Origin of the sequence: Conyzicola sp. (assembly GCF_046714715.1) — a bacterium.
In the GTDB taxonomy this organism is placed as follows: domain Bacteria; phylum Actinomycetota; class Actinomycetes; order Actinomycetales; family Microbacteriaceae; genus Conyzicola.
Genome location: NZ_JBKKAD010000166.1, coordinates 12,802 through 39,428 on the forward strand (window position 1 = coordinate 12,802; position 26,627 = coordinate 39,428).

A 26,627-nucleotide genomic window follows, 5' to 3' on the forward strand; every position below is an offset into this window, starting at 1 on the left:
AGTCAATACGCGCGAACACTATTGAATGTCACATATATTCGTAATGATCCAGTTGAGAAAATCTCACCCTCAAACTGGGTACGCGCCGGGAAAGACGAGTCAGAATGACAACGACGTTGCACGCCCATCCGTTAGTTAGATGGACTCGACTGACCGGAGCCCTCATCGCGGTGGTCGGCATGACCTTGACGGCTGTGCCCCTGGTCGCCTCGGCCGTGGAACCGACGACGAACCGTGACGATTCAGGTGCAGATCAGCGACGGTGACTCCACCGCGACTGTGGCGGGCGCGGTCGTCTCGCTGCGGGCCGAGCCGAGCGGAGCGGCGGCGGGCTCAGGCTCCACCGGCGCCGAGGGTCTCGCCACCTTCGACATCGACCCGGCCTTCTCCGCGCGGTATTCGGCCACCGCCACGTGGCCCAGCGGCAGCGACGCCGATCCGACGTGGTCGCAGACGATGGAGTTCCTGTCCACGACCACGAATGTCGTGACGGTCGACGTCGCACACCCCTACCGGTTCGTCACCGAGCGAATCACGGCAACAGCGGGAACCCAACCGGTCGCGAACCTGACCGGTGGCACCCTGAGCTCGTTTGGGAACTCTCGCCTCTGCACCCCCACTGGCTCTGCGCTTACGAGCCCGACCAACACGGCTCGGCCCATAGGGCTGGCACCGCGATTTCGCCGACGCGCGCCAACGACTCCGCGACTGGGTCGCGACGTCAGGCACTCGTTTGGACCGAGATCGCCCAACTCGTCTGACTTCTTGGCCTGGAGAGCAATCTGCTGACTCCGTTAAAGATTCACCGATCACCGATCACCGATCGCGACAAGGATTTTGTGCAGATTGTCGAAGAAGATGTGCGCCAGCGCCGTCGTGCCGAAGATGAGCTCCGCAGCAGCAACGCTCAGTAGCAACTCGTGTCCTGCCGCGCCAGGCCGAGAGGCTCCGCGCGGCCGGCGCCTCCGAGGGGCCTGTTCGAAAGGGCTCTTGGCACCCGAATTGTCACTTTAGGCACTGAATAATGTGTCCAGGAATAGGAAATGCCCCTGCTCTCCGCGGAAACTCAGGGGCTGCAGTGCACACCATCAGAACAGCGCCATCACCCCCAGCTCATCGGTGGATCGAGTCCAAGGTCTGAGCCGTCGCTTCACAAAGCGTGTTCTCGCACTGGGCCGTCGCCCTCCATGACCGCGCGACCGTCTCACTCAGCTCTTTGCGCGAGGTCGTCGCCCCGCGGGCGATCGAGAAATGGGCTTCTGGGCGAGACCGTCCGAGCGACCGTCGTCGCTTCTACCGGCTCCGGACGACGGGGACATCCACCACCTTCCCTCGCAGCCTGACTGTCACCGTTTCGTTTGGGCCTTCGATGTCGAATGTGCCCTCGACGTCCTTCTTGTCCAGCGGCGTGAACTCCACCCCGACGTCATGTGTTTTCGTGGGCGCGATCTGGAACTCACCCGTCCCAACCTTGAACGCTGCCCCGTTCGCACCGCGAACACGAACTTTCACCATCGCCAACGACGCCGAGATGGTGACACTGCTTCGCACGGTCTTCCCGACACCCCTGCTATTCATTGTCAAGCTTCTCGGGCTGATGTACATCGCACCGATCGCCGGCCAGTCCTCCGGCCAGCCTTCCGGGAATTGGGGGTCAAAACCACCGGTAGCGACGTCAGGCCCACGTTGCACGATCCCTTTCAGCCGGGTGCCGTGCCATTGCACCCTGCACAGCGACTCGACCCGGTCTGGCATCTCCCCGACAATGGACCATTCGTACTCGTCCAGGTACGAGTCGTTGCTGTCACCGTCGCTGTCCATGTAGGCAGCGTAGAGCTGCCCGACGGACGGCAGGTAATACTTTGAGGTGACGTTGGCGTAGTCGAAGTTCCGGCCGGAGGTGGTGATCTTCGTGCCGATCTTGTCGGTCGTCCACAGGTTCTCACGTCCGCTGAATGTCGCGAATCTGACCTTGGTTCCGTCGTGGGCCCTAAACTCCATCGCGGATCCGTCTGTCTCTTCCCAGCGTTCGATACCAGATTCGTTCGATTCGACCTTCTGCAGAGCCACGGTTCCACCTCCAGTGGGTTCGGTGTGGCGGACTTATACAAGTCTCCTCCGGCTGGCCGTGCGTCGGTAGGGGTGTCAGATTCTCTGTGTGAGGGTGGCGAGTCGGTCTGAAGGGATTCAAGACCTATGTCGATGGCGGATCAGAAGAAGACGCACCGGCAGGCAGCGCGTGATGCTGTCGACAAGCTCGAGGCCGCTGGTGCGTTGTATGCGCAAACCGATGCTGGCCAGCTGCAACGAATCGGCTCGGGTCCAGTGAGGGGCGAGTTTCCCAGCGACGGCCGACGTTGGGGGTTGGTCTCGCGGTAGTACTTGTTCTCCTTCTCCATTGGGGTGAGGTAACCGATTGATGAGGGCAACGAGTTCTAGTTGAACCGGTGGACCCAGAGAGTGTGGCGAGCTCGACTCAGTCGGCGGTGCGGAACTGGCCGTCGATCTTTACGCACACGCTCTTGCAGAGGCCTACAACGGTCTCTGCGAAGGCGTTGTCGTAGTTGTCTCCGAGGGTGCGGATTTACGCGATCACGCCGACGTCTGCGAGTCGTTCGGAGTAGCGCAGCCCGGTGGATTGCGACCCGCTGGCCGAGTGTTGGATGACCGCGGTGACGTCTTCGCCGGCACTATCTCGAATCGAAAGCATCACCTCTAGTGCGTCCGGCGGCAGGTCTGACCCAAGGAACCATTCTGAACCTGAGAGAAAACAGTCCGGGTTGTCAGCTCGCGTTGACGAACCACATCACCGCGCCGGCGGTCACCCCGGTACCGCCGAGCACCATCCCGATGTTCGCGATCGCCCGCCAATGCCCAAGTTTTTCTTTCCGGATGATTGCCCGGATCCCGGACACGATAGCGATCAACCCCAAAAGTATCCCGGCCGGCGGGAACGCGAAAGCTGCGATCACGGCCCCAGCCCCGTAAAGGAACGCGAGCCTCCCCCAGAATTGCTGCGCTGGCGTCTTCGGTTCCGGCAGGCCATCCTGACGTGGGGTCAACGGATAGCCCAGAACCGCGTCCCCGTCCACCGGCTCCGGCGACAAACGATTCCTCGTCCAGGTTGTCCCGTCCCACCATCGCAGCCAACAAGGTCGTTCTGGGTCGGCGTACCATCCAGCTGCGTCCGGTTCCATCGTGTTCACAGATCGCCGAGGGACGCCCCGAGGCTCCACATGATGGTCCCGCCGATCACAGCTACCAAACCGAGCAGCAACCCGGACAGCAATTCCAACAGCTTCCACCCGACCGGAGGGTGCACCAGCGACCTGATAGCGAATACGCACGCCAGAGCCCCGACAGCCACACCAACCCATGGGATGCCGAAAGCGAAGACCAGCGCGAACGCGCCGAAGACAACGGACAGTAGATCCCCTCTCTGCTCCTGCGCTGACACCGGGGACGGCAACGCGTCCACCCTCCTCGTCGCGGGTGGTTCCGGAAGGGGTCGGTCATCATCCGGTGACAGCCGTTGACGGGTCCACCGTTCACCGTCCCACCACCGAAGCCACCCAGGCTCCTCTGGATCTGCATACCACCCTTCCTCAATCAGCAGGCCCTCCGGGATCACTGGGGCAATCCGCCGTTTGTGTTGGAATTCTTCAGGCATGCTGGCCATCAATTGCGGCCGGGCGCAACCGTGTGGTCACCACTTTCAGTTCGTCGCGGAACGCTTCCTCCGCTTCATGGGGGAACGGCACCCCGTGAGTGCCGGCGAAAATGAACTTCGCCTGTGAGGCTTCTGGTTTCCCCGAGTTGCGTTCGGTGTCGAAAACCTCGAACCATTTGTCGTAGTGACCGACTAGATCCATAGCGTGGCCTTGCAGGTGCGCGGGGATCAGGTGGTACTTCGTGAGTATCGTCTGCCTAATCACACCGTTACTTTCGGCTATGACCTTCACCTCCAAAGTCGGGTTGTGGTCGCGCCACCGGTTGAAAGCCTGCTTCGTTCGGGCAAGGTTCCCGCACACCGGCCCGAGCACGTCGTTCAGGAGCGCCCGGTCGGCGTCCCTGGTCTCGACGATTTTCTTGAACTCATCCTCGACAGCCGATGTGATCCGGGCTTGCACATTCGTCTCCCAGTGCAGCGCTGCCAGCCGGACGAACACGACGATCACCGTTCCGCTGAGCAGCGACCCAAGGAGAGTGCTGACTATTGTGTCCCAATCCACAAGGTCCCCCTTACCTGTTAGCGCTAGTTGCCTGCGCCGGCAGCTGGATAGTCTTTCTTGATCACGAGCTTCTTGACCTGTTTCAACGGGAGTGTCGGCGACAGCGCAGGAACGGCCAGCCTGTCGATCGGGGCCGGGTAATTTAGGTCAACGACGTCGCTCGGACCGTATGCATGGTCGTCGAGGTCGAGCCTCAGCACCCGACGGCCGTTGACTCGCAGTTCGATGTTCTCCGGATGCCAGTGGGTTCCGTAGTTGTGTACGGTCCCGTCGCCGTCGTACGGGTCCGGGCCGACGACGAGAGCGCAACCGACGATCTCGTCCAACTCAAGCACCCCCAGCGTGTCTACCGATAACACGTTCGTCTTCTCAGGCTCGAAATGGGCATACAGCTTCGACACCGATCGGACGTTCAAGAGTCGGTGATGCTTGTAGCGGAAGTTCAGGCGATACTCCTTCGTCCGTTTCGCACCCGCTTCGCTCTTGGTTTGGATCACCAACCAGATGTCGGGAAGCAGTCCTGCGTCGGAGTTCGTGCGTGTCTTCGCTTGAATTTCAAGCGAGTCGACGTTCAGCATCCCGACGTCCGCCTCCACAGGCCCGGTCCCGCGAACGTTGTATTTCCGCAAGGTCGTGTCGAACGGCACCTCGGCGCCGTCGTTTCGCGGTTTCGCCAGCGTCTTCATCGCTTCCAGATGCAGCCGATACCGATTGGTGGCACTGTCGGCGTAGGCCTTCGCGCCTTCGAGGTTCGGGTGCCCCATCGACGCGATCAGGGCGTGCTGGATCCGATTGATCTCCGGCACCAGCTGCTCCTTTAGGCGTGCTGCGTTCTTTATTGCCGACTCCTCTGAAATGTCATCTGGAACCTTTGAGTACCACAACAGTGTCTCGCGCAACTTGGTGGGGCCGTTGATCCCAGCTCGGAGTTGTTTCGCCAGGGATCGCCCGCCGACCGAGTACTTCCCCGGGCTTTCGGAGTCCCCTGCCGGTGTGTACACCGGAGCCGCGTTCCTCTTCAACTTGACCATCTCTGAGAGCGCATCAGATCGCGGCAGCCCCACAATCCGGTCATGTCGCGCCGGGTCGCCAGTCGCGTCGGTATAGTCCTCCCACAGGAACGTTGATGGCGCGAACACTGCCTGGTCACGGCCGAACTGCGACGGGACGAAAAGTATCCCAGGACCGCGGAGGTCCTCATCGCGGTTCGCTTCGGCGATCGCACGTCGCGCCCAAAACAGGAATCGGTTGTGGAACCACTCGCCCCGGATCGTCGCTTCGAATATGAGCTCGTCCACGTCGACGGCTTCCCAGATGTGTTCGTTGAACCACCAGGCGACATCATTGTTGTATTCGTGTTTGAAAAGTTCCCGAATCCGGCCAGTATCCGATGTCTCTGACACCGTCGGGAAGAACCCGAAGTACATGATGACGGCGTTTGGGCACTTTCCCCGAATCGCCTTAAGCAGTTGCAAGACATCGTGATAAGCGACCTGCTTGATATCTCCTTCCCATCGCTCCACGAATGCACCCGTCTCCACCTGCGGGTTGACGATGTCCTCAACGTCGAGGTCGTTCACACCACCGTCTACAAGGGCGACATCGATGCCTTTCCCCCCGGCCTTGCTGAGCAGTTTCACCTGTCCGATCACCGACGGGAACGGAGCGGGCACTTCACCGTACAGTTTGCGAGCCGGCCCATCGTCCTCCCCAGCGATGAAGGCCTTCCGTTGGTCAGCGTTCGCGAAGTACTTCGGGAACCGGTCAAGGAACTTCGCCCGGTCGGAATAGAGCACGCTCTCGAAGAAACGTCCGAAGATGCGGTTCTCACGTGCCTTGATCTGCGCACCAGATCTGGACGCATCCCAGACCAAGGACGCCGGCCTCCGTTTCGTGAGGATCGGGAGCCTGTCGACGAAGAGCACCGAGAATCGTTTATCGCGGGGTAGTCCCTGCCCCCACATGAGCGAATCACCGAACGCGGCAACCTTGGTTTCATCGTGTGGGGCGTTGCCGGCGTCGCCTTGGGTAGTGCGCGGTTTCGGGATTCTTCGCTCAGCCATTTCGGACTCCTGACCATCGTGGTCTAGGGCGTGATGGTGGCGTTCCTCGTCGATCACGGTTAGGTCCGCTCCGAGTCTCACCCAGGGCGCCATGCCCACGCCTCAGTATCCTCGCGGTTTCGCGGTGTGGTCAATGGCCATACGGCGGCCTCGCTGGGTGAAATGGCTCCGACGAACCTACGGTCTCCCCGCGTCCGTGGTGCCACCGTTCTGGCATCGCCACCCAGAACTCGTTTGGGAACTCTCGGCATTGCACCTGCACCGGCTGCGCGCCTACGACCCAGATCAACACGTGGGCCGGACTCTGCAAGGCCGCGGGTGGGTTCCCGAGCGCCTCGTATTGTGAGGTCCGAGCGCGCCGGCGCCAGTACCGGGCCCCCAGGGACGACACGGCGGGTACATCATATTGAGATGATCGGACTGCTGTGCGGCCATGAACACCAGATCAAAGCGGGTTCGGCAGGGTTGAGCACAAGGACGACGCTCGAGTCGAGGCAGCACTGCGATACTTACGCACCGCTGTGTGCGGAAATCAACGATTCGAAAGGGGGCGGAGACCGGTGTCTCGAGCGGAAGAAGAACATGCGAGATTGATGCTTTCAGCAGAGCTCGGAGTGGATTTTGCTCATCACGATGACGGCTCAGCGGCAAGCATGCCCGACCTTTTGTCGCTGGATGGGAAACACGTCGCGGAGGTGATAACGACGATGGGGTCAGCCGTCCGCCAAGCCGAACACCACCTCGATCCGGTATCGGAGCCAAGACTGCCCCATTGCGTGTGGGTGATGATCCCGTACACGAACCTGGGGGGAGCCACGAAGGATGTGAGGCTCAGAATCGTTGCGGACGTCGTCCGGTGGTCCTCGCGTGCCACTTGCAATTCTCACTGGTCAGCAGATGAGCGGCCGCGGCGGCCCGGAGTCGATAGTGACCCGATCCTTGGTCTCGGGGCATATGACGACGGAGTCCAAGTCGTGTGCGTTCAGATCTGTCGGCATTCGGACGTCGAGCCGCACCAGGTCAGGTGGTCTGTAGTGCACGCTGCGTCTATTGACGACCCGTGGAGGTTGGTCCGCCAATCGTTGAACAACGTCGACAATGAGCAACGAGGTGGCGTGTCGGCCCTAGCCAAGAAATTGAACGGTTATCGACACAAACACTTGGTGATGTACCCGTTCGGTTCGCCGGGAAATCTGACAGCAGCCCTCGGTGGATATGTGCTGCCGCTGAACATACTCGATTTAATGCCGACGGTATTGAATCCGCCGCTTGACGACATTCATATTTGGCTCGTGTACCAGTACGGAAATGGTGACGCCGTGGAGGGCCTTCATATTTGCGGGGGCCACTGGGCGAAATTCGGGACGACACTTCCGAAGCTGGATCGGACGTCGCTACTCTGGTCATTTCATTACCCGGAGGGGTGAATACTCATGCTGGTCGCACTGGTATAGAGCAGACTTTTCTCTCGGTCAAACCGGCCGTCGCCACTCGGATGGTCGCCACGAATAGTTACGGTGCTCTATCGCACGCGGCGGGCAGACCGCGGTGGCGGCAGACGGCGCAGCGGACATCGATTCGCTGTTGCTGGAAGGACTGAGCGGGCACGCTCCGGAAAGGTGTGGACGTGATCCGGCCGCTTTGCGACTCGACTTCGAGACAAGGCGCCATGGCGTTCAATTGTCGCCTGTAGCCGCAACATCGACGCCTGATTAGCAGCGGGGCGGACGGCACTTGAACCCGTGACCGACGGGATTCGGTGCACGGATTCCGCCACATCTGGAGCGACCTCGATCCACCTTGACCTATTCGGGTCTGACTGGGATTTCCTTGCTCTGGTTGGTCGTGTGTTCATCGATGCACCTCGACTCGTCTAGATCGATAACGAGTCAGCAAACGCTGAATGCACGCATCAAGTCAGGTTCACTGGTGCCGCCCTGTTAGTTCGGCCATAGCGTTCTTAAATAGCAACAGTGTCGCCCCCGGCAAATGGGCCTTCCACTCGTCAAGCGAAATACGAAGCGCCTGTCGATTGATTCCCGATAGATAGTTGACGTCGTCAAGGCGGAACAGCTCAATCGTCGTTCGTCCCTTGGGCGATTGCGGCCTTGGAGCTCCGACTCGTCGACTGCGGCCAGCATACGTACCCTCAATGTGCCTTTCAATCGAATCCAGATAGGGATGCACAAGAAGAAAACTTGAGTCCGCGTAGTCGCGACCGACTAAAGTCACCGAATCGAAATCTTGTTTGAAGATCGAATTGCAGCTATGGCAGGTCACGATCAGATTTAGCGGCTCGAAGGTCCATTGCGGATACAGCGTGTCGCCCTTCGGCGCAAAGTGATCAATCGACCAGGCTCGTCTATCGGCTACATCTCCGACGAAATATCCACAGATCGCACACTGATCGCTTTGATTTGCGAGCGCCCAAGCAACGAACTTCTCTATGCTCTTTCGCTTTCTCGACCAGCTTGGCAGCGATCCATCCGCACGCCGTCGCGGCTCGAGCGTGAGCGTGGGATCAGGTCTTGTCAGCGACCTCACTGCTCCAGAACCTCCGCGGCTTGGGCAACGATTATGTTGAGGTCCCCTGTGTCTTCCCCCTGCATACCGCGCAGCCGGCGAAAAGCGGCCATAGCCGACGCTCGATCAATAAGCGCGGGTCCTGGCCCGCCTCCCGAAATGAGTTGCACGAGCGTGCGGAGATCATTCTCGACCATTAAATTTCCGGCGACCCTCGCTCCGAAAACCCTGTACAAAATGTTCTCGACGGAACGTCCTTTATAGGGCTCGTCGAACTGGGCGAAGTTTCCCCACACCTCGCCAGGAACAAGGACGTCGTCCGCATCAGAAACTAAGTACGGCGAATGGGTGGCAATGAAAAAGTGGCAACCGAGCTCAGCTGGGATCGTCGCGCGCATAAGTGGTATCCAAGCCGATTGCCAATTCGGATGAAGCCCAGCCTCAGGCTCGTCAATGATCACCAGAGAGCTGGGACGCGCGTGTGCAGCAATTCTCGCGAAAGTCGATAGTAAAAGGAGCTGGCCCGCACTCAACGCGTCGATGTCCACAACGCGTTCGCCCAGACGTACATGGACTCGAACATCCGCAAAACCGAGGCGTCTTAGCAGCCTGATTAGGTCCATAGCTTCAAGGTCAAATCGCGCGGAGATACTCCAGAAGAGTTCCATTTGCGGTGCATCGAAGTCCAAGACAACACCGCTACGGTTATCTGCCGCGTCAAATGCTCGGAGCTCTGCGAGAAGTGCATCGCTTGATACATAGTGGCTCCGGCTCTCGTCCGTCTCAAGCGCTTCTACGAATTTTTTGACCAACTCGGACTCGCCATCTTCACGCCTTGAGCGTCCACGCTGACGTTCGAAACTTGCGAAGAACCGGTCGCCGCCCAATGCGTTCAGGACAGGCACGAGCCGCTCTCCTACGTCAGTGGACCTAAAGCACTCGAGAATGGCAGCACTCGTAGCATCGCGAAGTGCTCCCGTCGACGTGTTGTTGCTTGCTTGGCGCAAACCCAAGTAGCGGTAGCGATCGCGCCTTTTGGAGGTGTTGACGAATACGTCTGTAACCATGTTGGACAGGACTAGCAGCGCCGCCGGCGCATCCCCGAAAGGAGTGTCTGTTCCAGCCAATTCGGACTTGACGCCGCCGGACCGATGCGACTCGGCAATGCTGCGTAGTAGCTGACTCTTCCCGGTTCCGTTAGGACCAATTGCGACCGTGAATCGATGGCCCGGGTTTTCCTGCGCGTCGAGGGTGAAGTCGAGAGAACCGTCTCGATGTTTGAGCAAGCGATACAACACGACTCATTTCTATGCCTTGAGCTTTCATCCAGTACTTTATAAGGCTTCGCTCCGCCCAGTGGCGCTTAGGCCTGCAATCTCGGAACTGCTGTGTCTCGACGCGCCCGGCCCCTGCAACCGCAGAGTGACGCATGGGACTGCTGTCGGACTGGTTGACTCCTAATTTGCCCGTTGGCGCTCGGACGTAGACGTTGCCGTCGACGACGAGCGCCCAGGTCTGGGTGGGGGTGACATAGGTGGTGCCGTCCTCGCGGAATGGGAAGACGAAGAGATCCTGGTTCTCAACGATGATCTCGTCAATGACCGCTGGATTTCCGAAGTGTCGAGCGCGATCTTGCGGAACCAAAGGGTTGAAGGACGGTACTGCCGGCCAACCCAATAGAGTCGTGACTATGACTCCAATTTCCCCCACCGATGCACCTATGACAACCGTGGAAGCCGACACTTCGGTGGAGGATGTCGATGAAGCTGACGCCGTCCCGCGCAAGGTGGAGCCGATCACGTACTTCGGCACAGAATTCGACGTTCACGGCCTGGTCCGCCGGTTCAATCAACGCGCTATTATCGTTCCCACTTTTGACCCGAATGCCGAGTTGCCGGACGGACGAGCCCAAGGGTTCCAACGCGGCTCGGTCTGGCGCCCTGGCCAAAGACAGCGCTTCATAGAGTCGCTTCTTCTCGGCTTCCCGGTGCCAGGCATCTTCCTCGTTGAACAGCCCGGCAAAAAGTATCTGGTCCTAGACGGTCAGCAAAGGCTGACGACTCTCGTCGCTTTTTACGGAGACAAATTCCAACTGGATTCCGTAGACAATAAGTTTTCCGGTCTAACCTATTCGACCCTGAATGAGGACGTTCAGCGCGCACTCGACGATACATTCATTCAGTCGATAATTATCCGTACCCCAACCTCGGTGAACGAGTATGAGAGTGTCTATCAAATTTTCGAACGTCTGAATTCGGGCGGTACACAGTTGCAACCGCACGAAATTCGTGTTGCTCTATACGGCGGCTTTGCCGTCGACACGATTCGAGAACTGAACAACGATGTCAATTGGCGAAAAATCTTCGGCAAGAAACATGAGCGCCTAAAGGATCAAGAGCTAATCCTACGCGTGCTGGCGTTCAGCGCCGAGTCTCGGGCCTACGCCGCACCCCTCAAAACCTTCCTTAATACGTTTCTCGCGAATCACCGCGACGGCGAAGGCGTCGACCTCCCTGACCTCGCCCAACGATTCGCAATCGCGACGGAAATACTCGCAAGGTCGCTTGACCCCCGTCCTTTCCGTCTCGGTACGCAAGTAAATGCCGCGATTCTGGAGTCCGTGTTTGTGGGTGTGATGGACCGAATTGCTGCCGGGGAAAACTACGCAGCCATCCCGGCTTCTCACTGGAAGGCAAACTACGAAGCGCTACTTGCGAACCCCAACTATCTGGACGCTGTAAGCAAAGCAACTGCCAACGAGGAGCCACTAGCACGAAGACTGCAGCTCGCGCGAGAGCAATTCAGCGGATGACGAGAGGCGCGGCTCGGTTTGTTGATCGGCGATCATCCATTAAGCAACAACTCGCCGAGATCGACACGATAATTCTCCTCGCAGGTGAAACAGACGACCTCGTTGCACGGGTCTATCTCGAACTGTTTGCCGTTGTCCGGCTGAGCGGCTTTATCGAGTCGAGCGTCGGTCACATGGTTCATGGATACCTGGAAGAAAATGCCGCACACCGGGTTCAAAATTTCGGCAAACGTCAGACCAAACGGCTACCGAGCATGACCCCTGAGAACCTCGAGCAGCTCGTCAGCAGCTTCGATTCTGATTGGGCCGCGTCCTTAACTGAATACCTTGCGAAAGATGAAAATCGTCAAACGCTGAGCAACCTTATTGGTGCCCGCCACGCGCTAGCCCACGGCAGCACGACGAATGTTTCCGGGTCGCTCTTGCGCCAGTATCACCGCGTCGCGGAGTCTGTTGTTCAGCTCCTTGAGGACATGTTCATTCCTTTGAAGTGAGTGTCACACGGACGCTCTCACCACGAAAGGCTAGATCAGAGGGGGCGGGTAGGACTGTCGCTGGTAGTTGCCGTCTCGCAGAAATCGAGCTGTGCTATGGAGTTCTACGGGCGTATTGTCCAGAACTCGCCCGATAATATTGCTGAGGAAAACGTCGGGACGCAGGTCAGGCGGCATTGCGTCGAACCTAACCGTGACTACGGGTAGATCACGAATCGCGTTTGTGATCTCTAAATCCAACGGCGCCAGGATCTCGTCTTCATCATCACCGACTTGGGCTTCAGCCGTTGTGTCTACCGGCTCAAGGACTTCCACGCTCTTGTCCCATTCCAGAACGAGGTAGCACGTGGAGTGGTAAGCGTCTTCCTCGCGGCCGAGCTTACGGATGAGGTCGATAAGCCAGTCGGCCCATCCGACCCTGCTCAGATTTGGTTTCTGGTCGAGCACCGTTGAGCGGATTGCGTAGACGAAACCGAGCGCTGACAGGGGATGGCGTTGTCGAAGATTCTTAGCGTCGCCGTAGCTTTCTTCGACCCTGTTCGCAGCGTTGTTTCCGAAGGAGGAGTCCATTCGTTTTGTGCTGATGAGGATCTCTGGTCCAGTCATCCAGTCGCTCATCACCACGTCAACTTGCTTGATGTAATTCTTCCCAAGGATTCGAGCACTAGAACCGGTAACGCCTCGCACGGATGGTTTGGCGCCGAGTTTGCTCCAGATGTCATTGCGTACTGGTTTCGTTAATGCTGTCGCATTAGGGCCGACGAGGTTCACTAGAGAAGTTGGCACAACACGCGGATTTGAGTCGCGAGGCCAGATCGCGTCTGGGGAAAACCCTGCACGCCGCAGCTCGTAGGCTATCCAGACGTCGAGAGCTAGCGCGGGTACACCGGTCTGCGAATTGGCTTTCAAAAAAGAGGCACCCCAAGCAACCTCGTGAGGGTCGCGTAGTCCGGGCTGTAGGTTTCATTCGGACCGTTGCCCGCCCACGGTGACGTGTATTCTCCGTCCACCATTTCAGTCGCAACGATCCGGTCAAATATCGGCCAGGCCTTCTGCTTCGCACTCGGCTCTTTGGCCATGTTCTGCTACTTTCCTAGGTCCATGCGCAAAAGAGAAGCCATGTCGATCAGCTCAGCAGATCGTCGTCGGCTCGGTCTTCTTCGACGACGGCGAGTTTGCGTCGCTCGTACTTGCTTCGGACGTCGACGTGATGGGTAACCGAGGTCGCCGCGAGGATCTGTTCAATCATCTTGGTCATGAACTGTTCTGGGCGGACATCGTCAGGAACGCGGTCGAGTTCGATTTTCACGGTCGGGTTCTCGTTGGACCAGCTGACGAGGGCAAGGCCGGTGGCGGTGTAGCCGTTGCCGCCGCCGAGATCGCGGAGCTTGCGCATCATGTCGACGGTCTTCTCGAATGCGTCGGGTTCCTGCGTGAGGATGGTGTCGCGTTGAACGAAGAAGAAGCCGACCGCGGCGAGGGGGTAGCGGCTGCGGAGGTTGCCGGCGTCGCCGTATGCCTCTTCGAAGCGGTTGCTGAGGTTCTTACCGAAGGAGGACACCATGGTCTTGGTGCTGAGCAGCAGCTCGGGGCCTCGGTCCCATCGGGCGATCGCGACGTCAACTTGTTTGTCGTAGGCACGTCCCAGGATTTTCGCGTCTGTGGGGGCGACGATGGGCATGGCCATCAGCTTCGCTCGGACCTCGTCGGATAGAGCGCGCGGAAGCTTTTCCAAGAGGACGGCGATGTCGCGGGGCATGATGCGGGGCCGTGTTGCTCTTGGCCAGACTTCGTCGGGTCCGAAGCCGGCTCGGCGCAGCTCGTGCGCCAGCCAAGAGTCGACTCCGTTGGCGAGGGCGCCGCTCGCCCAGCCTTTGTTCGCGGCCACGGGTATGGTCAGTAGGCCTTCTGCTAGTGGGTAGTCCGGGGTGTACACAGGCACTTCACCCTTGCCATGCGCCCAAGGGTCGCTGAGCAGTGCGGCAGCGAGAGTGTCGTCGAAAGGTGTGAATGAGTCAGGCTTAATCACCAATGGTCTGCACCCGTCCCCCGCTGCGGCCGCGGACCGTTCTGCGGGAAGTGAGCGCCTGGTGATCTGCACGAAGGGCGTCCAGTTCGTCCGCCGACAACCGGCCGCTGAAAAGGATGTCGTCTACCAGCGCGACTGCGCTGAGGAGGTCCTTTCTCTGCAGGTGCCTCTGCACACTCGGCTTCACTGCAGCCAAAGCGTCCCGATTCCGAGCAAGGACGGCCGGTGTGGGCATCCACCAGCGGTCCGCCTCACGGGGCTCGATCTTCAAGATCCCCCCGCCGTAGGAGCGTCCGACGATCTCTGCAGAGAGAAGGGTCATGCTGTTCAGCGACGCTACGGGGAGCACGTCGCGCGCGATGTCGCGCAGCTCGTCGCGGAGGTAGACGCCGTGAATGCTGTTGAGATGGCGGGCACCAGCTGTGTTCGTTGTGAGGCGTGCAGTGTCGGCGTTCATGCAGGTCAGAAAGAGGTCTGGAGCGGCAAGGACTGGGACGCGCCACCAGGATTTACGGACACGGCACTTGTAGGCCTGGTCGACACCTGTGGCGTGTCCGAGTTCGATGTAGCGCAGGGTCTCCTCTGCCGGGGTGTTGCTCGGCCAGAGCAACCAGATGGGCTGGTCGCGTTGACCGAGGCGCGTCAGGCCGGAGTCGGTCAGTGCAAGACCGCGGAGGTGGGAACTTCCGGGCGGGCTGATGCGCAGCAGGTCGCGGCGTGGGATGCCGAGTTCTTTCACCCGTGCCGGCGACAGGGCGAAAAACCTGTTCCCGCCCGTGACGGCCCCGAGCGTTGTGTCCCCGTAGGTTTCCAGCGGTCCGAAGGTGTCGTCTGCCGCCAGGCGCGTCATCACGCCCGCCGTGATTTCAGATAGGGCCATCGGGGTCCACCGGTCCGCGGTGTCGATCGGCGCCCACGTCGTCCCGGATTCCAGTGTGCCGAGGGTCGTGGCGTTGCGGGTCTGTCGAAGGGACGCGTGTCCGGCCGGGGCCTGCTTCCACCCATCGGCTTTGACCAACACAGTGTCTGCTTCGGCATCGGGGAACACCTGCTCATCGAAAACGACGAGCTCGACGCTGGCGAAGTTCTCCAACAAGAAACGGCGAACGGGAGCTGCGTAGTTCACGCTCAACAGTTCCGCCGGCAGTACCAGCCCGAGGCGGCCCCCCGGCTTCAGGAATCCGGCCGAGTGAGCAACGAAAGCTGCCCAGCTAGAGGAGAGCCCGGTGAGGGCCACACCTTGGTGCAGAGCGGCGAACCGTGCACGGTCACGCTGGTCCCCCGTCCACTCCTGGTACCGGATGAAAGGAGGGTTGCCGATGATCGCGTCGAAGGTGGGAGTCGCCTCGACGAGGAAGAAGTCGCTGACCGTGATCTGCGCCTGCCCGCCGGTTGCGGCCACGATGGCACGGGCGGATTTCGCGCTCGGCCCGTGGATCTCGACACCGTGGACGATGGGCTCGTTGTGACCGAGCGAAGTCAAGCGTTCGACAGCTGCTGTCAGGAATGCAGCTTCGCCAGTGCTAGGTTCGAGGACTTTGTCGTCGGAGCGGCGGATCGCCCACTCGGCGATGTGCCGGGTAATTCCGTCCGGGGTGAAAAACGCTCCGCGTGCTTTTCTAGCCGTCGAAGTTTCGAGTAGAACGGTCACAGCTGGATCAAGTAGCACGACATCACACTATGCGACAAACCACCGACATTTCTTTCGGCAGGCGGTTGCACTAAGAAGCTCCCCGTCTAGATCGGCCGTCCTCCCTAAACGCAACCGGCACCGCCGACAAACCCGCCTCAGGATCGCTGACGGAACGGTTGCGAGCCTAAGTCGACCGCACGCTTGCGCCAGCTAGAGCCGTTCGACCGCGGACGACCAAACCCAGGCCTTGTGCACCGCACCGCCGGCGCGCCAGCGCACGGCGACCGCAGCAGCGGTCCATGCGACAGCCTCACCATCGACCTGAAGCGGACCGTCCGGGTAGCGCACCCATGCTCGGACCGGCGGCGGGACAGGCGCGCGCGTCAATGGCATGGTTTCGAGCGCAATCTCTTGGGGGCTGAGTGATTGCGGTGGCCCTGATTGCATGATGCGCAAGATGATGCTGTCGTTCATTCTGCGGTCGACGGCGTCCGCATATCTCTTAGCTGTTCCCACTTGGGTGCTCCTTGGTAACGAAGCATCCGGCCATGCAGCTCGATTCTAATCAGCCGCCACCGTCATTCGTTTGGGCACCGCCATACGACTAACGAAGCCCTCTGCCGCCGACTAATACACACCGCATCAAACAGTTGAGAGGATCGGTGCGCTATTCGGAGACCTGTCGTATTGCGAGGATCTGAAAACCCTCAGGCAGCTTCTCTTCAAGGTCGACACGCGCAAGGGCAAGCGTCTCCCCTTCGGCTTGGATTTCGCTGGTCTCGGTGGAACGAATCTGTGCAACAAACTTCATGCAGTAATCCTGCCGCAAATGCCAGACGGAGCCAGAGCGATGAGTGCTGCGCCCCGAGCCTCCGCCTGCGAAACGAAAGCTACGGCAGAGTCTTTTTCGACCGTGGCTGGCCGACGCTGATCGGGGAAGAGGCGCGCAAATCTGCGTCCGAGGGAGTCAGGACCCGCGCCCGCGCTGAGCGACATATGGCTCGAATATCTACGGTACTGAGTTGATCGATCGGCACGCGCTCGACAACTTCACGCAAAGCGAGTTGCACCAAAAGAGCATCGGTTCGAACACGCGGTAGGCCGCGCTTCGCTCGAGCCCGGTTCTCCATCTCCACGTCGCGGTCTAGTCGATGCTGCTGGCTATTCACATGGACGACAACGGCTCTGAGCAGACGGTCGAATTGTCGGTTGCGCCGCTCTTGTCGCAGTAAAGCGCGCGAACTCCTCACTGCACCAGCAATGTCTCGGCTACTCAGTAGGTCAGTGCGTTGCAGAGTGCCGAGGGCCACGTCGACCGCCCTGCAATACATCACTTCTTCAGCGTCAGCGGGCGGAAGTCCCTGCCGCAATCTGGACGCGATGTAGGCAGCAGCGAACTCGCGCATTTGCGGTTCGTGGTGACGCAAGTGTTCCGTCAGTGTCTCCGTAAATACGGCGGACTGTCGAACGTGCTCGGCCAACAACGGGTCGCTGAAATACAGTTGAGCGGCTTTCTCGTGAGCTCGCCTCTCTGCTGCAGCGACGGGGTGGAGTTGCTTTGGCGGAAGACCTGAGTTCTGCAGCCGCCGCCTTAAACGTCGGGCGTCGGCGTTAGCCTCCAGCTGCGATTGGTAGACATCGGGATTTTTGCGGCGTTCGCGCTGGAGATCAGCCAGGCGTTCCTTGTTTCGCTCCGCCCAGGCCTTGCGCCACCGCTTCGCGATTTCAGGATTCGCATCGCGACGCGCAGCTGCCCTCTCGTTTATCTCGCCGCGATGAGCCTCGTAGTAGCGGACGGAGTACTCCCGGATCTTCTCACTGTTCCGTGCGACCCACTGCGCGTGGTAGCCACGAACCTCGTCCAAATGACTTTCTCGCCATTCCTTCGCGCGTGCTCGCGCCAACACGCGTTGCTCCACGTCCGATTGTCGACGCAGGGCCGCGCGCCGCGCCGCATCCCGATTCAGCTGACGGGCGCGCTCGATGTTGTCGGCCCGCCATCGACGATTCGATTCTCGAATTCGGTCGCGGTTTGCTTCGACCCACCTACGGCGAATGGCTGCATTCTTTTCGGGGTGCCGTTCGCGATAGCGACGGTTGTACTCCCGCTTCCGCAACCGCCGCGCAACATCTGCGGCCTGGGCTAGGCTTCCCTGATCGTTGCGGGTGGCGGAGTCTTCATCATTCGACTCGCTCATGATCGGCGCTACTCAATAGGCGGCGGTGCCAACTCGATTACCAGCGCAATCAGGCCCGCGCGATGCGCAGTAGGGTCCGCGATTGTGCGCCCGACAGCAAGACGAAGCTGCTCGTCAACCTCCTCCGCTAGGCCGAATATTGGCTCCATGCAGTAGTCGACGTCGTTCTGGATTCTGTAGTCTTCGTCGTCCACGGCGATCTCCGGATAATAGAACATTGCGGCTAGCGCGGTCCGGCTCAATAGGTCATCGAACTGTTCTTGCGGGATCGTCATGGGATGCCTCCTGCGGCGGATCTGAATGAGACAAGACTGCCGCGAAAAGGAGGTGCGCTGTTGAATCCCGGCCAATCAGTCGGCTAGGGCTTCCGATAGCTCGAGCTCGCCATCGAAGGCTAGCTGCGCGCAAACGCACGCGCTGGGCGCTCGACCCGATCGCTGCCAGCGATACCGCGAGGCTCAGCCGCTGAGACCCGACGTGCGAGGGCTTCGCGATGGCGGGTAACAATCAGTCGGGCGAGGGTTGCCGGCCCGGCAATGATGAACTTCAGCGCGTTCCAAACGAACAGCACGGCGAGCAAGTTCAACCAACCTGAGCGGCCGTCTTGCGCAAGCCCGATGCAAAACACCGCGGCGAGTAAATACGGAACCGCAATTAGCATTGCGGGCACGCCCCACTTGAGACCGCGGCGCCTATGAATCGCATCGAGCGCGATGTTCGTAGGCATGAACTTGCGGAGCGCGTAGTGAGTACGGGCTGTTAGACCCCAGATGAATCCGAACACGAGTCAACCCTCCATATGCTCGGCAACGAGAAGGGTGAAGGACGAGAGTCGTGCCAGTGCGACCAGCGCTGGCGCATGTAGAGATTGCCTGTCCAAAATTTTAGAACTGACGGATGACAGACGGTAGACCCAATGCGGAAGTTGTGAGTGCTACGACTTCACCATTGTTTGTGCCGGCCGACCTTCGAGCCGAGTCGAGCGCAGCACGCGCACGGCCAGCGTCGAGGCGCTGAGCCGTCGACAGAGGCGCTGGACCGAGTGCCTTCGAGCCAGCGATGTCATATCGATCTCGGTATGCCGCGACCGTGCAAGCGTGACGCCTCCAGGTGGACGCCGCTGATCCCCGGGGTGCTTTCCCGAGGGATCGCGTCCACGTCTCCCCCGCGAGCAACGCCTCGTCGAGCACCGTAGCCGCTCGCTCCTCGAGAAGCCGACGCCGCTCGAGTAGTGCCCGCCGCATGTCCAGGTCCATTTGCCCAACTGCTTCGGGAATGAGCCCGACAATAAAACGTGGCGTTTGGCGTCCACGGACCCTAGCGGCGTGCGATCCGATCGATGCTGCGAGCCTCGCCTGAAGGACGGCCGCAATGTCACTGGCATCCACAAAGTCACGGGCCGCGACAATCCGCGGCATCAGTAGCTCGACGTCGAGATAATTCGCTTCGGCTCGCCGGAGTTCCGCAGCGAACGCACCGAACGCATCCGAATCGACGACGCAACCCACCTGCTCATCTGAGAGCCCGCTCCTGCCGACTAGAGAAACCCACCGATCATGCTGCGCAGCGGCCGCGATCGTCTCGTACTCAGCAGCAATTTGGGGCGTCGAACTCCACGCGGTCTGTTCTGCTCTCATAGTTTCGTGGGCGGAAAGCTCGGCACCCACATGTTGAAGGACGCCGAACAGGATGCTGTGCGCGGTCGCCTCTGGATCGTCGCCTGGACGAGGGCCAGAGTGAGCGACATCCGGTTGATCTATCGCGACATAGGCGGTGTTGGAATCGCGCCCCCGCGTCATCGCCACGTACAGGTTCTCGCGAGTCATGCCCGACGAGACCACGACGTGAGCTGTATCGGTCGTTACACCTTGCGCGCGGTGCGAAGTTATTGCGTAGCCGAGTTCGACGTAGCTCTCGACGTAGTCGGCGGGAAGTCGCGTCGCGCTCCCCCATCGGCGCCCGCTCCGACGCACCTCGATCGAACCGTTCGAATTGACTCCGATCACTGTCCAGCGATCACCGTTTCGTACCCACGAACCGGCTACACGGAGTCGACGATCATTGTGTCGCGAGATGACCGTGTCACCGACCCCCACACTGGTTCCATCGTGGAGCGGGGCCTCGTGAACTGCGTCAACCCGACCTTCTAAGATCAGCTCGCTTCGAGCCCGGACGTTCATCGACGCAACTGCTTCGTTCGAGTCGCTGATCAAGACAGACCCGCTGCCAGCCTTGGTATCTGCTCGCCACGCGTCGAATGCAGCATCTGCCATAGCGTCAGAGGTGCCGCAGCGAATCTTGCCGTGCACGTCGTACAGGTCAACTGACTCCGGGGTGCCTTGGCGAAGTGTGAGTGATGCCACTTTTTCCCACTCGTGCGTGAACCGATGCACATCGACGAGTTCAGGCGTGTCGCCTCTTTCGTGCACAAGCAGGGAAAACGCCCCACCTGCCTCGACGGACTAGAGCTGGGCGAAGTCACCGACGAGAAGGACCTTGGCGCCTGCATCTGCGGCAAGTGCCGATATCCGGTCCAACGGAACCGTGCCGGCCAAGGACGCTTCGTCGACGATGACAAGCTGGTCGGCGCGAAACGCCACCTTGTGGTCGAGGTGACTCTGCCACCACTTCGCGAGATTCTCCGTACCTATGCCGATGTCTTCTGCGAGTACCTGCGCCGCCGCAGCTGAGGGAGCGAGCCCTACGACCGAACCCGCCCCATGCGCCGCTTCCCATGCATGCCGAAGCACTGTCATGGCTGTTGTCTTGCCGGCTCCCGCCGGCCCAACCAGAACGTCAATGGCACGTCCGGATTCGATGATTGACGCGAGTGCGTCGTACTGGTCACCAGAAGGTTTCCCGCCGCCCGGAAGCGTTCCGCTCGCGACCAAGCGCAGCAGGGCCGCCGCGGCTCTCGGCGCATGTAGGTCTTCGGAGCGCTCGATTAGCCGAGACTCCGCGTCGAGCAGCTCAGATGAAGTAAACAAAGTCGAGTACCTGGGGCGAAACACGGATGTTCCGTCTTCGCGTTGGAACCCAGTCGGACTCAGCGCAATGTCGGGCGGCGTTATCTGTAATGACGCAAGCTCGGCGGCCTCCACAACGAGCCCCATGACGGCCTCACGATCGAGCGCCGATGCAAACCGATATTGCATAAGTTGTCGCGACGCTTCGGCGGCAAGGTTCCAGTGCCGCCAGGTTGCGCGTTTCTCGCTCACCGCGATCATTGTGCTCACGCCGAGCGCGTTGATTGCGTCCAGCGGCAGGTCCTCCGCGCGCAAGATAGTCGGCGACTGATTCGCGCACGCTTCACCCGCCCACGCGGTCGGATTCTGCGCAAGCGCGCGAGCGGCTCGCTCACGCCAAGCCGCGGTCAACTCCGCCAGCGACTGCACGTGCTTTACCGGGCGGGTAGTGAGCGTGGCCTGCGCTCGGAGCTTCGTGATCGCGACGGGGCTTGGGCGACGCCCGTTACGCGCCACATACTCTTCGATCAATCGATCAGTCTCCACGTCAATGTGCCTTGACCTCGATGAAAACTCGGCGACGAGCTGGCTGGGTACTGACTCGACGACCCACGCCGCATGACGATCTCGACCGCGTTCGCGCATCTCCCACCTCACGCCGAGCGATCGAGATAGGGCGTCCGCGAACAGTGCTTCGTGCAGTTCGGAGAGCGCCACGACGATTGCATGCATTGGCCGACCGTCTAGCGATCGCCACTTCCCGTCGAGCAAGGTCTGTACCTTGTTGCTGATCACCACGTGCGTGTGCAGGTGCGGGTCCCCTGCTCTGCTATCGAAATGGTCGAACGCAGTTGCAATCAGGCCGGCGACGCCGACCTGCGCGACCGCGCCATCGTGAGCTGATATCCCAGTTCGCGTCGACGCTGCCTCGCGTTCAAGGAAGGCAATTGCGTCCGTAACCGACTCGTGATGCGCGCGCGCAATGAGCGCTTGCGTGGACGCATCCGCGATGCCCCAGAGGACGCTCGCTGACTTCGGGATTGAGAAGGTGAAGTCGTAACCAGCGACTGCTCGGCGGCGTTTCGTCGCGGGCGCGTCTGCAATGGATGGTGCGTCTAGCGGCCGCCCGTCGTTTTCTTTGTTCATGGCTATCGAACCCGAGGGATTTCCGTACACCGGATAGGCGCGCCCGAGAGCCGCACCTGTCAGAGGGTCGCGGCCCTGCCCGATGAGTAGCTGAAGCTGCGATTCTGTTACTTCTTCTCCATCGGCCAACAATCCGTTGGCGATACCGGGTAAGCCATCACCCATCCACCTGCCAGGCGGAGTACCGTGCGCGCTGTAATACCGGGTAAGCGGTGTAGACAACGAACGTGTCCCGTCGCCGACGACGACGGTGCGGAGCAGATATTTGTAGCCGTCCCCGGTGCTCATCACTCGCATCGACACCGTCACGGCGCCCACCTCCGTCATTTACGAAGAGGTGCACAGCCTCGATCTGCAAGAGGCGTGGAACTGGAGAAATTCGAACGAGGGTCGCGAGATTCGACGCCCTCTCAGGTTGACTAGGCGGACCCGATCGAGCGCTATTCCGCAGGGCCCCGTGCGCGAGTGCAGGAAATCTGATCGCTACCGCCATGCTCCTTCCTCGGTCGAAACAAACCGCGGATACTGTCCGTACCCATCCGTGCGATCCAGAAAGCCCAAGTCCACAAGTCCGTGAAGATGTATTGCGATCAACTTGAATGCGTCCGGCTGCCCCATATTGACACCTCGTGCCTTAATCGCAGCGAACGCTTCCCGGACGCCGAACTCTCGGCTGCGGCCCGCCACCAGGTCGAAGTAGACGACGCTTTGCCACCGCACCAACGCATTGGTACCCGGCCCCGCGTCCCCATTCGAGTCAATTCTGTCGCGCAGATTGCCGCCGAAGTACGCGTTGATCGACGCCAGCGCGTCACTTCTATTCCACCTTTGAACCGTCGCGAACTGGTGTCTGATCTGTTCCTGCTGCGGGCGACGTTTGAATATCCACGCCTTGAGCTCCGCTTGAGCAGCTGCGACCTCCCGTTGTTGCGTTTCGACGGTATGTCGTCGAGAAGCTTCGTTGCGATCCCGGAGGTCTTTCGTTTGCCCATAGAGCTGGCTGAGCCAATCGCTGGCAATTCCTCGGCGTGATGGTCGGAAATCTTCGAGCGGAGCGATTGATAGGGAAGCGCGTAGAAACTGGTCCCAGACTTCAATTGTCGCGCTACTCCTCAAAGTCGCGCTTCCGTCGTCGATCCACTCGTTGCTGGTCGCAATGCCGATTGCGCGCTGCTCAGGGTTGATGAACATCACAGGAGAACCAGCAGCGATTACAGCTCGATGCGTTGGATTTAGAGAAAGGAATCCACCTCGGTCGAACCTTAGCTGCTTCGAAGTGTGGCCGAACAGCCAGACGTCTGCAATTCTCTGTCGGCGGTATGACTCGTGTCTAGTTCGCCAGGCGTCAGACGTAAGCGGGCTGTATTGCACTTCGAATGCGACCCGATCACCGGCCGGACTTGTAATCAAGACATCTGCTCGCCGCTCCCCTTCCGCATTCGTGTACTCCTCGCGCTTCACCTTCGAGTTTGGATAGTTCGTGCTGAGCCAGTTCTCAATGACCGCGCATCCTTGGGAATGAAATATCGACTCCCCCGTATGCCCGCCATCCTTGTTCAGGTGAACCAGGCCATCTCGCTTTGTCGTTCGATGTGCCGTCGTGAGCTGCGCTTCGCAGCCCGGTACTGGGCAAATTACGAACTGCTTGACGTGGGCACGCCATTCCCGAGCCGTATCTTCCTCGAGGTACCAGAGCTGATCCGTGTCCTTATGGAGTCCCCAAACAAACCGCTGCTCGCCGTCCTGGAATGAGAGCACCTGCGCCTTGTGATCGGTGAAGCCACCTCGACCTAAGGGCTCGAGTGGGACCAAGTCGACGCGTGAGGCGCTCTCAGAATCTGTCACAAGTTCATCTTGTTTGAATGTGGGGCAAATGGCTACATATCTCCGCGCACGGTGGTCGTAGTCTTTCCGTGCATCCCCGATTCCCACCGAGATCGATTTGCTTGCGCCTAGGCAGCGCCATTCATGTACCCTCTCTTCTGAGCAATAGACAGTATCTGATTGTACGTCCGCTGCCAACCCCGTAATTGGGGGAATTCGAATGTCGAAACCGCGCCTGTAGGGTCGCCACAGAGATGTGGCGCAGCACGTGTTTTCAGATCGTTCCAAGCGTCGATCCCAATTCACGGAGGCGCGTGGCTTTGAAAGCAAACGACACAGTGCTGTACGGTCGCGAAACGGAGCTCAGTGAACTGTTCGGTCTTATGGCCCGAGTCAGCCAAGCTGGTGCTTCGTCCACCGGGAAAGTCGCGTTGCTCGGTGGGCACAGCGGCGTGGGCAAGTCGGCGTTGGCACAGTCAACGATCGCGGAGGCCGAGCGGTTGGGATTCGCCACCCATCGGATTGCGTGCGAGCCGTTTCACGAGGGAATGAGTTTCTTCCCCGTACGAGAGCTGGTCAGGCAGCTCTCCGATGGCCTGCCTGTGGCGGAGAAGATCGCTGCGATGTTCGGGAAAGACTCCCCGCAGGCCGAGATGGCGGCAGTTAGCGATTCCGTCACTGCGGATCCCGCGAGTCGCCGTGAGGCCCTGGTGGCGACGTTCACGAATGTCATCGTCGGTAGATTCCGTTCGCCGGATGCGCGGCCCCTTCTCCTGTTCATAGACGACCTCGAGCACCTCGACGTCGGTAGCGCGGACGCGCTTATCTGCTTGATCTCTCGCATCGGCGAGGGGCCCGTCGTAATCCTGGGCGCCTTTCGGAGCGACCTCGTGATCAGTCCCAGCCATCCGCTCAAATCGATCGTGACCTCTGCACGGCGCGCGGAGGGCGTCTTGACCAGCGTGAGTGTCGGGGCTTTCGCCGATTCATCGATTGACGACCTCGTCGATGTCATGCTCGCTGGCGAGAGCGATCTGCCGCTCGCGTTTTACGAGAAGCTCTACCGCGAGACGGAGGGAAACCCCTTGTTTATCCGGGAAATCCTCCGGGTACTCCGCGCGCCAGCTTCGAACGGAACGCCCGCACAGCTGTCGCTGATCGACGGCAAATGGCGATTCATCGGCCCGGTCGAGCTGTGGGCAATACCGCCGTCGGTGGAAGACGTCATCGCATCGCGACTCGACATGCTCGACCCCGAGCAACGCAGCGAACTCGAGTTCGCAGCAGTTGTCGGCCGCCGCTTCGCGTTCGAGGTGCTCCAGAACTTGACCGCGTCGGGTGAGGACGACCTGCTGCTCCACCTCGAGCGATATCTGAATATCGAACTCATTCGGGAACTGGGCGACGACGACGAGTCATTCGAGTTCTCGCACGGCAAGATACGCGACGTGCTCTACGAGTCGTTGAGCGGCCTTCGACGGCGGCGCATCCACGGCCAAGTCGCTGTGGTGCTGTCGGCCATGGTCGGCACCGCGAACGAAGACTGGGACGCCCTCATCGGCGAGCACCTCTTTCTCGCGGCAAAGCTCGCCGAAGCATTCCCGTATCTGCTGCGCGCCGCGCGCAATGCGCAAGCGACCGGATCCGCCCAGGATTCCGTCAGTCTCTTTTTGAAGGCCCTCACGGCCTCCGACGGGGCGATCTTCCTCGAGAATGACTCCCGACAGTCGATCCAGCTGGAACTCGCGAGCGCCTACCTCTCGGCCAACGCGACCGATGAGGCCGGGACGCTTCTGCAGCAGCTGATCGCCGAGAACGTCTCCGCTGATATTCGCGTGACAGCGCTGAACTTTCTCGGCGACGCGCTGATGTTCGATGGTGACATCGAGCAAGCCCTCGCCACATATCTGGACTGCGAAAGTCTCGCCGAGGAGATAGGGCAGCGAGACATGATCTGCGAAGTGGCGTGCGACCTTACGGAGCTACACGGCCGCCAGTACGAACGACTCGCCGGACTCGAGCCGACTCGGGCCGAGTACCACCGACAGCGCTACGAGTCGTACGTCGACAAGGCGCTGAAATTCGTTCCGACCTCTCCCACCGGTCCATTGCGGGCTCGAGTTCTTCGGAACAAGGCGAAGATGTCGAGAATCGCGGGTGATCTCGCGGAGGCAGAGCGCCTTTACCGCGAATCGATCGAATGCGTCGACAGCCGCGTCTCGCATCACCGCTGGTTGATCCCGTACGCAAAAACGCTTCGTCTGACTGGCAAGGTAGACCGGGCGCTCGAGATCGTCGACCAGGTGAGGGGGTGGAGCGCACAAGTCGGATCACGGCGGTCTGAAGCGATCGCTCTCCAGTACCAGGCAACGATCCTGATGGCTTCTACGGAGTCGCGGTCAACGCTTGTCGAGGCGAACGGGCTGGCTACCCGCGCGCTGAAGCTCCACCGCATAATCGGTTTCGCGCAGGGAACGCACGAGACGGAAATGGTGCTGGGAGAGATCGCAGTTCGACTGACGCTGTTCAACGAGGCGCGGCTTCGCTTCGAGGCCGCCATTTCAAAGAGGGATCTCGACATAGCTGAGCTGTTCGACGTGATCGCCGGAGAACTGGATGCCAACGGCGAACACGATCGGGCGGAGCGTCTGCGAGGAGCGGTCGCAGCCGATGCTTTAGGCAGTTCCGCTTGATGCCCCCGAGGCGG

Annotated in this window: 22 protein-coding genes and 3 pseudogenes; 4 read left to right on the forward strand and 21 right to left on the reverse strand. The window is 60.2% G+C overall.

The window, feature by feature from the left end:
* Window positions 1-242: 242 nt before the first annotated feature.
* Window positions 243-473, reverse strand: a complete 231-nt coding sequence (locus ACLQ6X_RS12370; protein WP_411700455.1) for a hypothetical protein — start codon at window positions 471-473, stop codon at window positions 243-245.
* A gap of 72 nt (window positions 474-545) precedes the next feature.
* On the opposite strand from ACLQ6X_RS12370, the pseudogene ACLQ6X_RS12375 reads away from it, so the two are divergent.
* Window positions 546-914 (forward strand): annotated as a pseudogene (locus ACLQ6X_RS12375) (hypothetical protein); the annotation flags it as partial.
* A 379-nt stretch (window positions 915-1,293) separates the two neighbouring features.
* On the opposite strand, the gene ACLQ6X_RS12380 reads toward ACLQ6X_RS12375, so the two are convergent.
* From ACLQ6X_RS12380 to ACLQ6X_RS12420, 9 genes and pseudogenes are all read right to left on the reverse strand, one after another.
* Complete coding sequence (locus ACLQ6X_RS12380; protein ID WP_411700456.1) at window positions 1,294-2,070, reverse strand: hypothetical protein; 777 nt, start codon at window positions 2,068-2,070, stop codon at window positions 1,294-1,296.
* A 514-nt stretch (window positions 2,071-2,584) separates the two neighbouring features.
* On the reverse strand, window positions 2,585-2,713 hold the full coding sequence (locus ACLQ6X_RS12385) for a hypothetical protein (RefSeq protein WP_411700457.1): 129 nt from the start codon (window positions 2,711-2,713) through the stop codon (window positions 2,585-2,587).
* 70 nt (window positions 2,714-2,783) lie between these two features.
* Complete coding sequence (locus ACLQ6X_RS12390; RefSeq protein ID WP_411700517.1) at window positions 2,784-2,972, reverse strand: hypothetical protein; 189 nt, start codon at window positions 2,970-2,972, stop codon at window positions 2,784-2,786.
* A 144-nt stretch (window positions 2,973-3,116) separates the two neighbouring features.
* Window positions 3,117-3,197, reverse strand: a pseudogene (locus ACLQ6X_RS12395) (DUF2510 domain-containing protein); the annotation flags it as partial.
* 5 nt (window positions 3,198-3,202) lie between these two features.
* Window positions 3,203-3,679 (reverse strand): DUF2510 domain-containing protein, encoded by a 477-nt coding sequence (locus tag ACLQ6X_RS12400; RefSeq protein WP_411700458.1) that lies wholly within the window; start codon window positions 3,677-3,679, stop codon window positions 3,203-3,205.
* Window positions 3,663-4,232 (reverse strand): hypothetical protein, encoded by a 570-nt coding sequence (locus ACLQ6X_RS12405; protein ID WP_411700459.1) that lies wholly within the window; start codon window positions 4,230-4,232, stop codon window positions 3,663-3,665. Before ACLQ6X_RS12405 ends, ACLQ6X_RS12400 begins: the two co-directional genes overlap by 17 nt.
* Before the next feature lie 23 nt (window positions 4,233-4,255).
* On the reverse strand, window positions 4,256-6,352 hold the full coding sequence (locus ACLQ6X_RS12410) for a hypothetical protein (RefSeq protein ID WP_411700460.1): 2,097 nt from the start codon (window positions 6,350-6,352) through the stop codon (window positions 4,256-4,258).
* A 1,866-nt stretch (window positions 6,353-8,218) separates the two neighbouring features.
* Window positions 8,219-8,839: a hypothetical protein gene (locus ACLQ6X_RS12415; protein WP_411700461.1), complete on the reverse strand. Its 621-nt coding sequence runs from the start codon at window positions 8,837-8,839 to the stop codon at window positions 8,219-8,221.
* Window positions 8,836-10,116 (reverse strand): ATP-binding protein, encoded by a 1,281-nt coding sequence (locus ACLQ6X_RS12420; RefSeq protein WP_411700462.1) that lies wholly within the window; start codon window positions 10,114-10,116, stop codon window positions 8,836-8,838. Before ACLQ6X_RS12420 ends, ACLQ6X_RS12415 begins: the two co-directional genes overlap by 4 nt.
* A gap of 392 nt (window positions 10,117-10,508) precedes the next feature.
* Between ACLQ6X_RS12420 and ACLQ6X_RS12425 the strand changes: the two genes are divergently transcribed.
* The gene (locus ACLQ6X_RS12425; protein ID WP_411700463.1) at window positions 10,509-11,630 is read left to right on the forward strand and encodes a DUF262 domain-containing protein; all 1,122 of its coding nucleotides are present in this window, start codon (window positions 10,509-10,511) and stop codon (window positions 11,628-11,630) included.
* Window positions 11,627-12,124, forward strand: a complete 498-nt coding sequence (locus ACLQ6X_RS12430) for a HEPN domain-containing protein (RefSeq protein WP_411700464.1) — start codon at window positions 11,627-11,629, stop codon at window positions 12,122-12,124. The genes ACLQ6X_RS12425 and ACLQ6X_RS12430 overlap by 4 nt, the downstream gene beginning before the upstream one ends.
* Before the next feature lie 30 nt (window positions 12,125-12,154).
* Here ACLQ6X_RS12430 and ACLQ6X_RS12435 read toward each other — a convergent pair whose 3' ends face one another.
* From ACLQ6X_RS12435 to ACLQ6X_RS12485, 11 genes and pseudogenes are all read right to left on the reverse strand, one after another.
* Window positions 12,155-12,895, reverse strand: a complete 741-nt coding sequence (locus ACLQ6X_RS12435) for a hypothetical protein (RefSeq protein ID WP_411700465.1) — start codon at window positions 12,893-12,895, stop codon at window positions 12,155-12,157.
* Window positions 12,896-13,029: 134 nt separating this feature from the next.
* Window positions 13,030-13,203 carry a hypothetical protein gene (locus ACLQ6X_RS12440; protein ID WP_411700466.1) on the reverse strand — a complete coding sequence of 58 codons (174 nt, stop codon included), beginning with the start codon at window positions 13,201-13,203 and terminating at the stop codon, window positions 13,030-13,032.
* Window positions 13,204-13,250: 47 nt separating this feature from the next.
* On the reverse strand, window positions 13,251-14,060 hold the full coding sequence (locus tag ACLQ6X_RS12445; RefSeq protein ID WP_411700467.1) for a hypothetical protein: 810 nt from the start codon (window positions 14,058-14,060) through the stop codon (window positions 13,251-13,253).
* Between the two features lie 85 nt (window positions 14,061-14,145).
* Entirely contained in the window at window positions 14,146-15,804 is a 1,659-nt protein-coding gene (locus ACLQ6X_RS12450) for a class I SAM-dependent DNA methyltransferase (RefSeq protein ID WP_411700468.1), read from the reverse strand.
* Window positions 15,805-15,996: 192 nt separating this feature from the next.
* On the reverse strand, window positions 15,997-16,260 hold the full coding sequence (locus ACLQ6X_RS12455) for a hypothetical protein (protein ID WP_411700469.1): 264 nt from the start codon (window positions 16,258-16,260) through the stop codon (window positions 15,997-15,999).
* Window positions 16,261-16,453: 193 nt separating this feature from the next.
* On the reverse strand, window positions 16,454-16,597 hold the full coding sequence (locus ACLQ6X_RS12460) for a hypothetical protein (protein ID WP_411700470.1): 144 nt from the start codon (window positions 16,595-16,597) through the stop codon (window positions 16,454-16,456).
* 79 nt (window positions 16,598-16,676) lie between these two features.
* A complete protein-coding gene (locus ACLQ6X_RS12465; protein WP_411700471.1) occupies window positions 16,677-17,984 on the reverse strand; it encodes a hypothetical protein in 1,308 nt (435 codons plus the stop codon).
* Between the two features lie 8 nt (window positions 17,985-17,992).
* On the reverse strand, window positions 17,993-18,259 hold the full coding sequence (locus ACLQ6X_RS12470) for a hypothetical protein (protein WP_411700472.1): 267 nt from the start codon (window positions 18,257-18,259) through the stop codon (window positions 17,993-17,995).
* Between the two features lie 119 nt (window positions 18,260-18,378).
* Window positions 18,379-18,768, reverse strand: a complete 390-nt coding sequence (locus ACLQ6X_RS12475; RefSeq protein WP_411700473.1) for a sulfate permease — start codon at window positions 18,766-18,768, stop codon at window positions 18,379-18,381.
* Window positions 18,769-18,868: 100 nt separating this feature from the next.
* Window positions 18,869-22,423, reverse strand: a pseudogene (gene mobF / locus ACLQ6X_RS12480) (MobF family relaxase).
* A gap of 156 nt (window positions 22,424-22,579) precedes the next feature.
* Window positions 22,580-23,941, reverse strand: coding sequence for a competence protein CoiA family protein (locus ACLQ6X_RS12485; RefSeq protein WP_411700474.1), 1,362 nt, complete (start codon window positions 23,939-23,941; stop codon window positions 22,580-22,582).
* Window positions 23,942-24,240: 299 nt separating this feature from the next.
* Between ACLQ6X_RS12485 and ACLQ6X_RS12490 the strand changes: the two genes are divergently transcribed.
* The gene (locus ACLQ6X_RS12490) at window positions 24,241-26,613 is read left to right on the forward strand and encodes an ATP-binding protein (RefSeq protein ID WP_411700475.1); all 2,373 of its coding nucleotides are present in this window, start codon (window positions 24,241-24,243) and stop codon (window positions 26,611-26,613) included.
* Window positions 26,614-26,627: the final 14 nt, after the last annotated feature.

Coding starts and splice junctions, on each gene's coding strand:
- ACLQ6X_RS12400 (WP_411700458.1), bottom strand. CDS start 3,679: ATGGCCAGCATGCCTGAAGAATTCCAACACAAACGGCGGATTGCCCCA.
- ACLQ6X_RS12425 (WP_411700463.1), top strand. CDS start 10,509: ATGACTCCAATTTCCCCCACCGATGCACCTATGACAACCGTGGAAGCC.
- ACLQ6X_RS12430 (WP_411700464.1), top strand. CDS start 11,627: ATGACGAGAGGCGCGGCTCGGTTTGTTGATCGGCGATCATCCATTAAG.
- ACLQ6X_RS12440 (WP_411700466.1), bottom strand. CDS start 13,203: ATGGCCAAAGAGCCGAGTGCGAAGCAGAAGGCCTGGCCGATATTTGAC.
- ACLQ6X_RS12455 (WP_411700469.1), bottom strand. CDS start 16,260: ATGAACGACAGCATCATCTTGCGCATCATGCAATCAGGGCCACCGCAA.
- ACLQ6X_RS12460 (WP_411700470.1), bottom strand. CDS start 16,597: ATGAAGTTTGTTGCACAGATTCGTTCCACCGAGACCAGCGAAATCCAA.
- ACLQ6X_RS12465 (WP_411700471.1), bottom strand. CDS start 17,984: ATGAGCGAGTCGAATGATGAAGACTCCGCCACCCGCAACGATCAGGGA.
- ACLQ6X_RS12470 (WP_411700472.1), bottom strand. CDS start 18,259: ATGACGATCCCGCAAGAACAGTTCGATGACCTATTGAGCCGGACCGCG.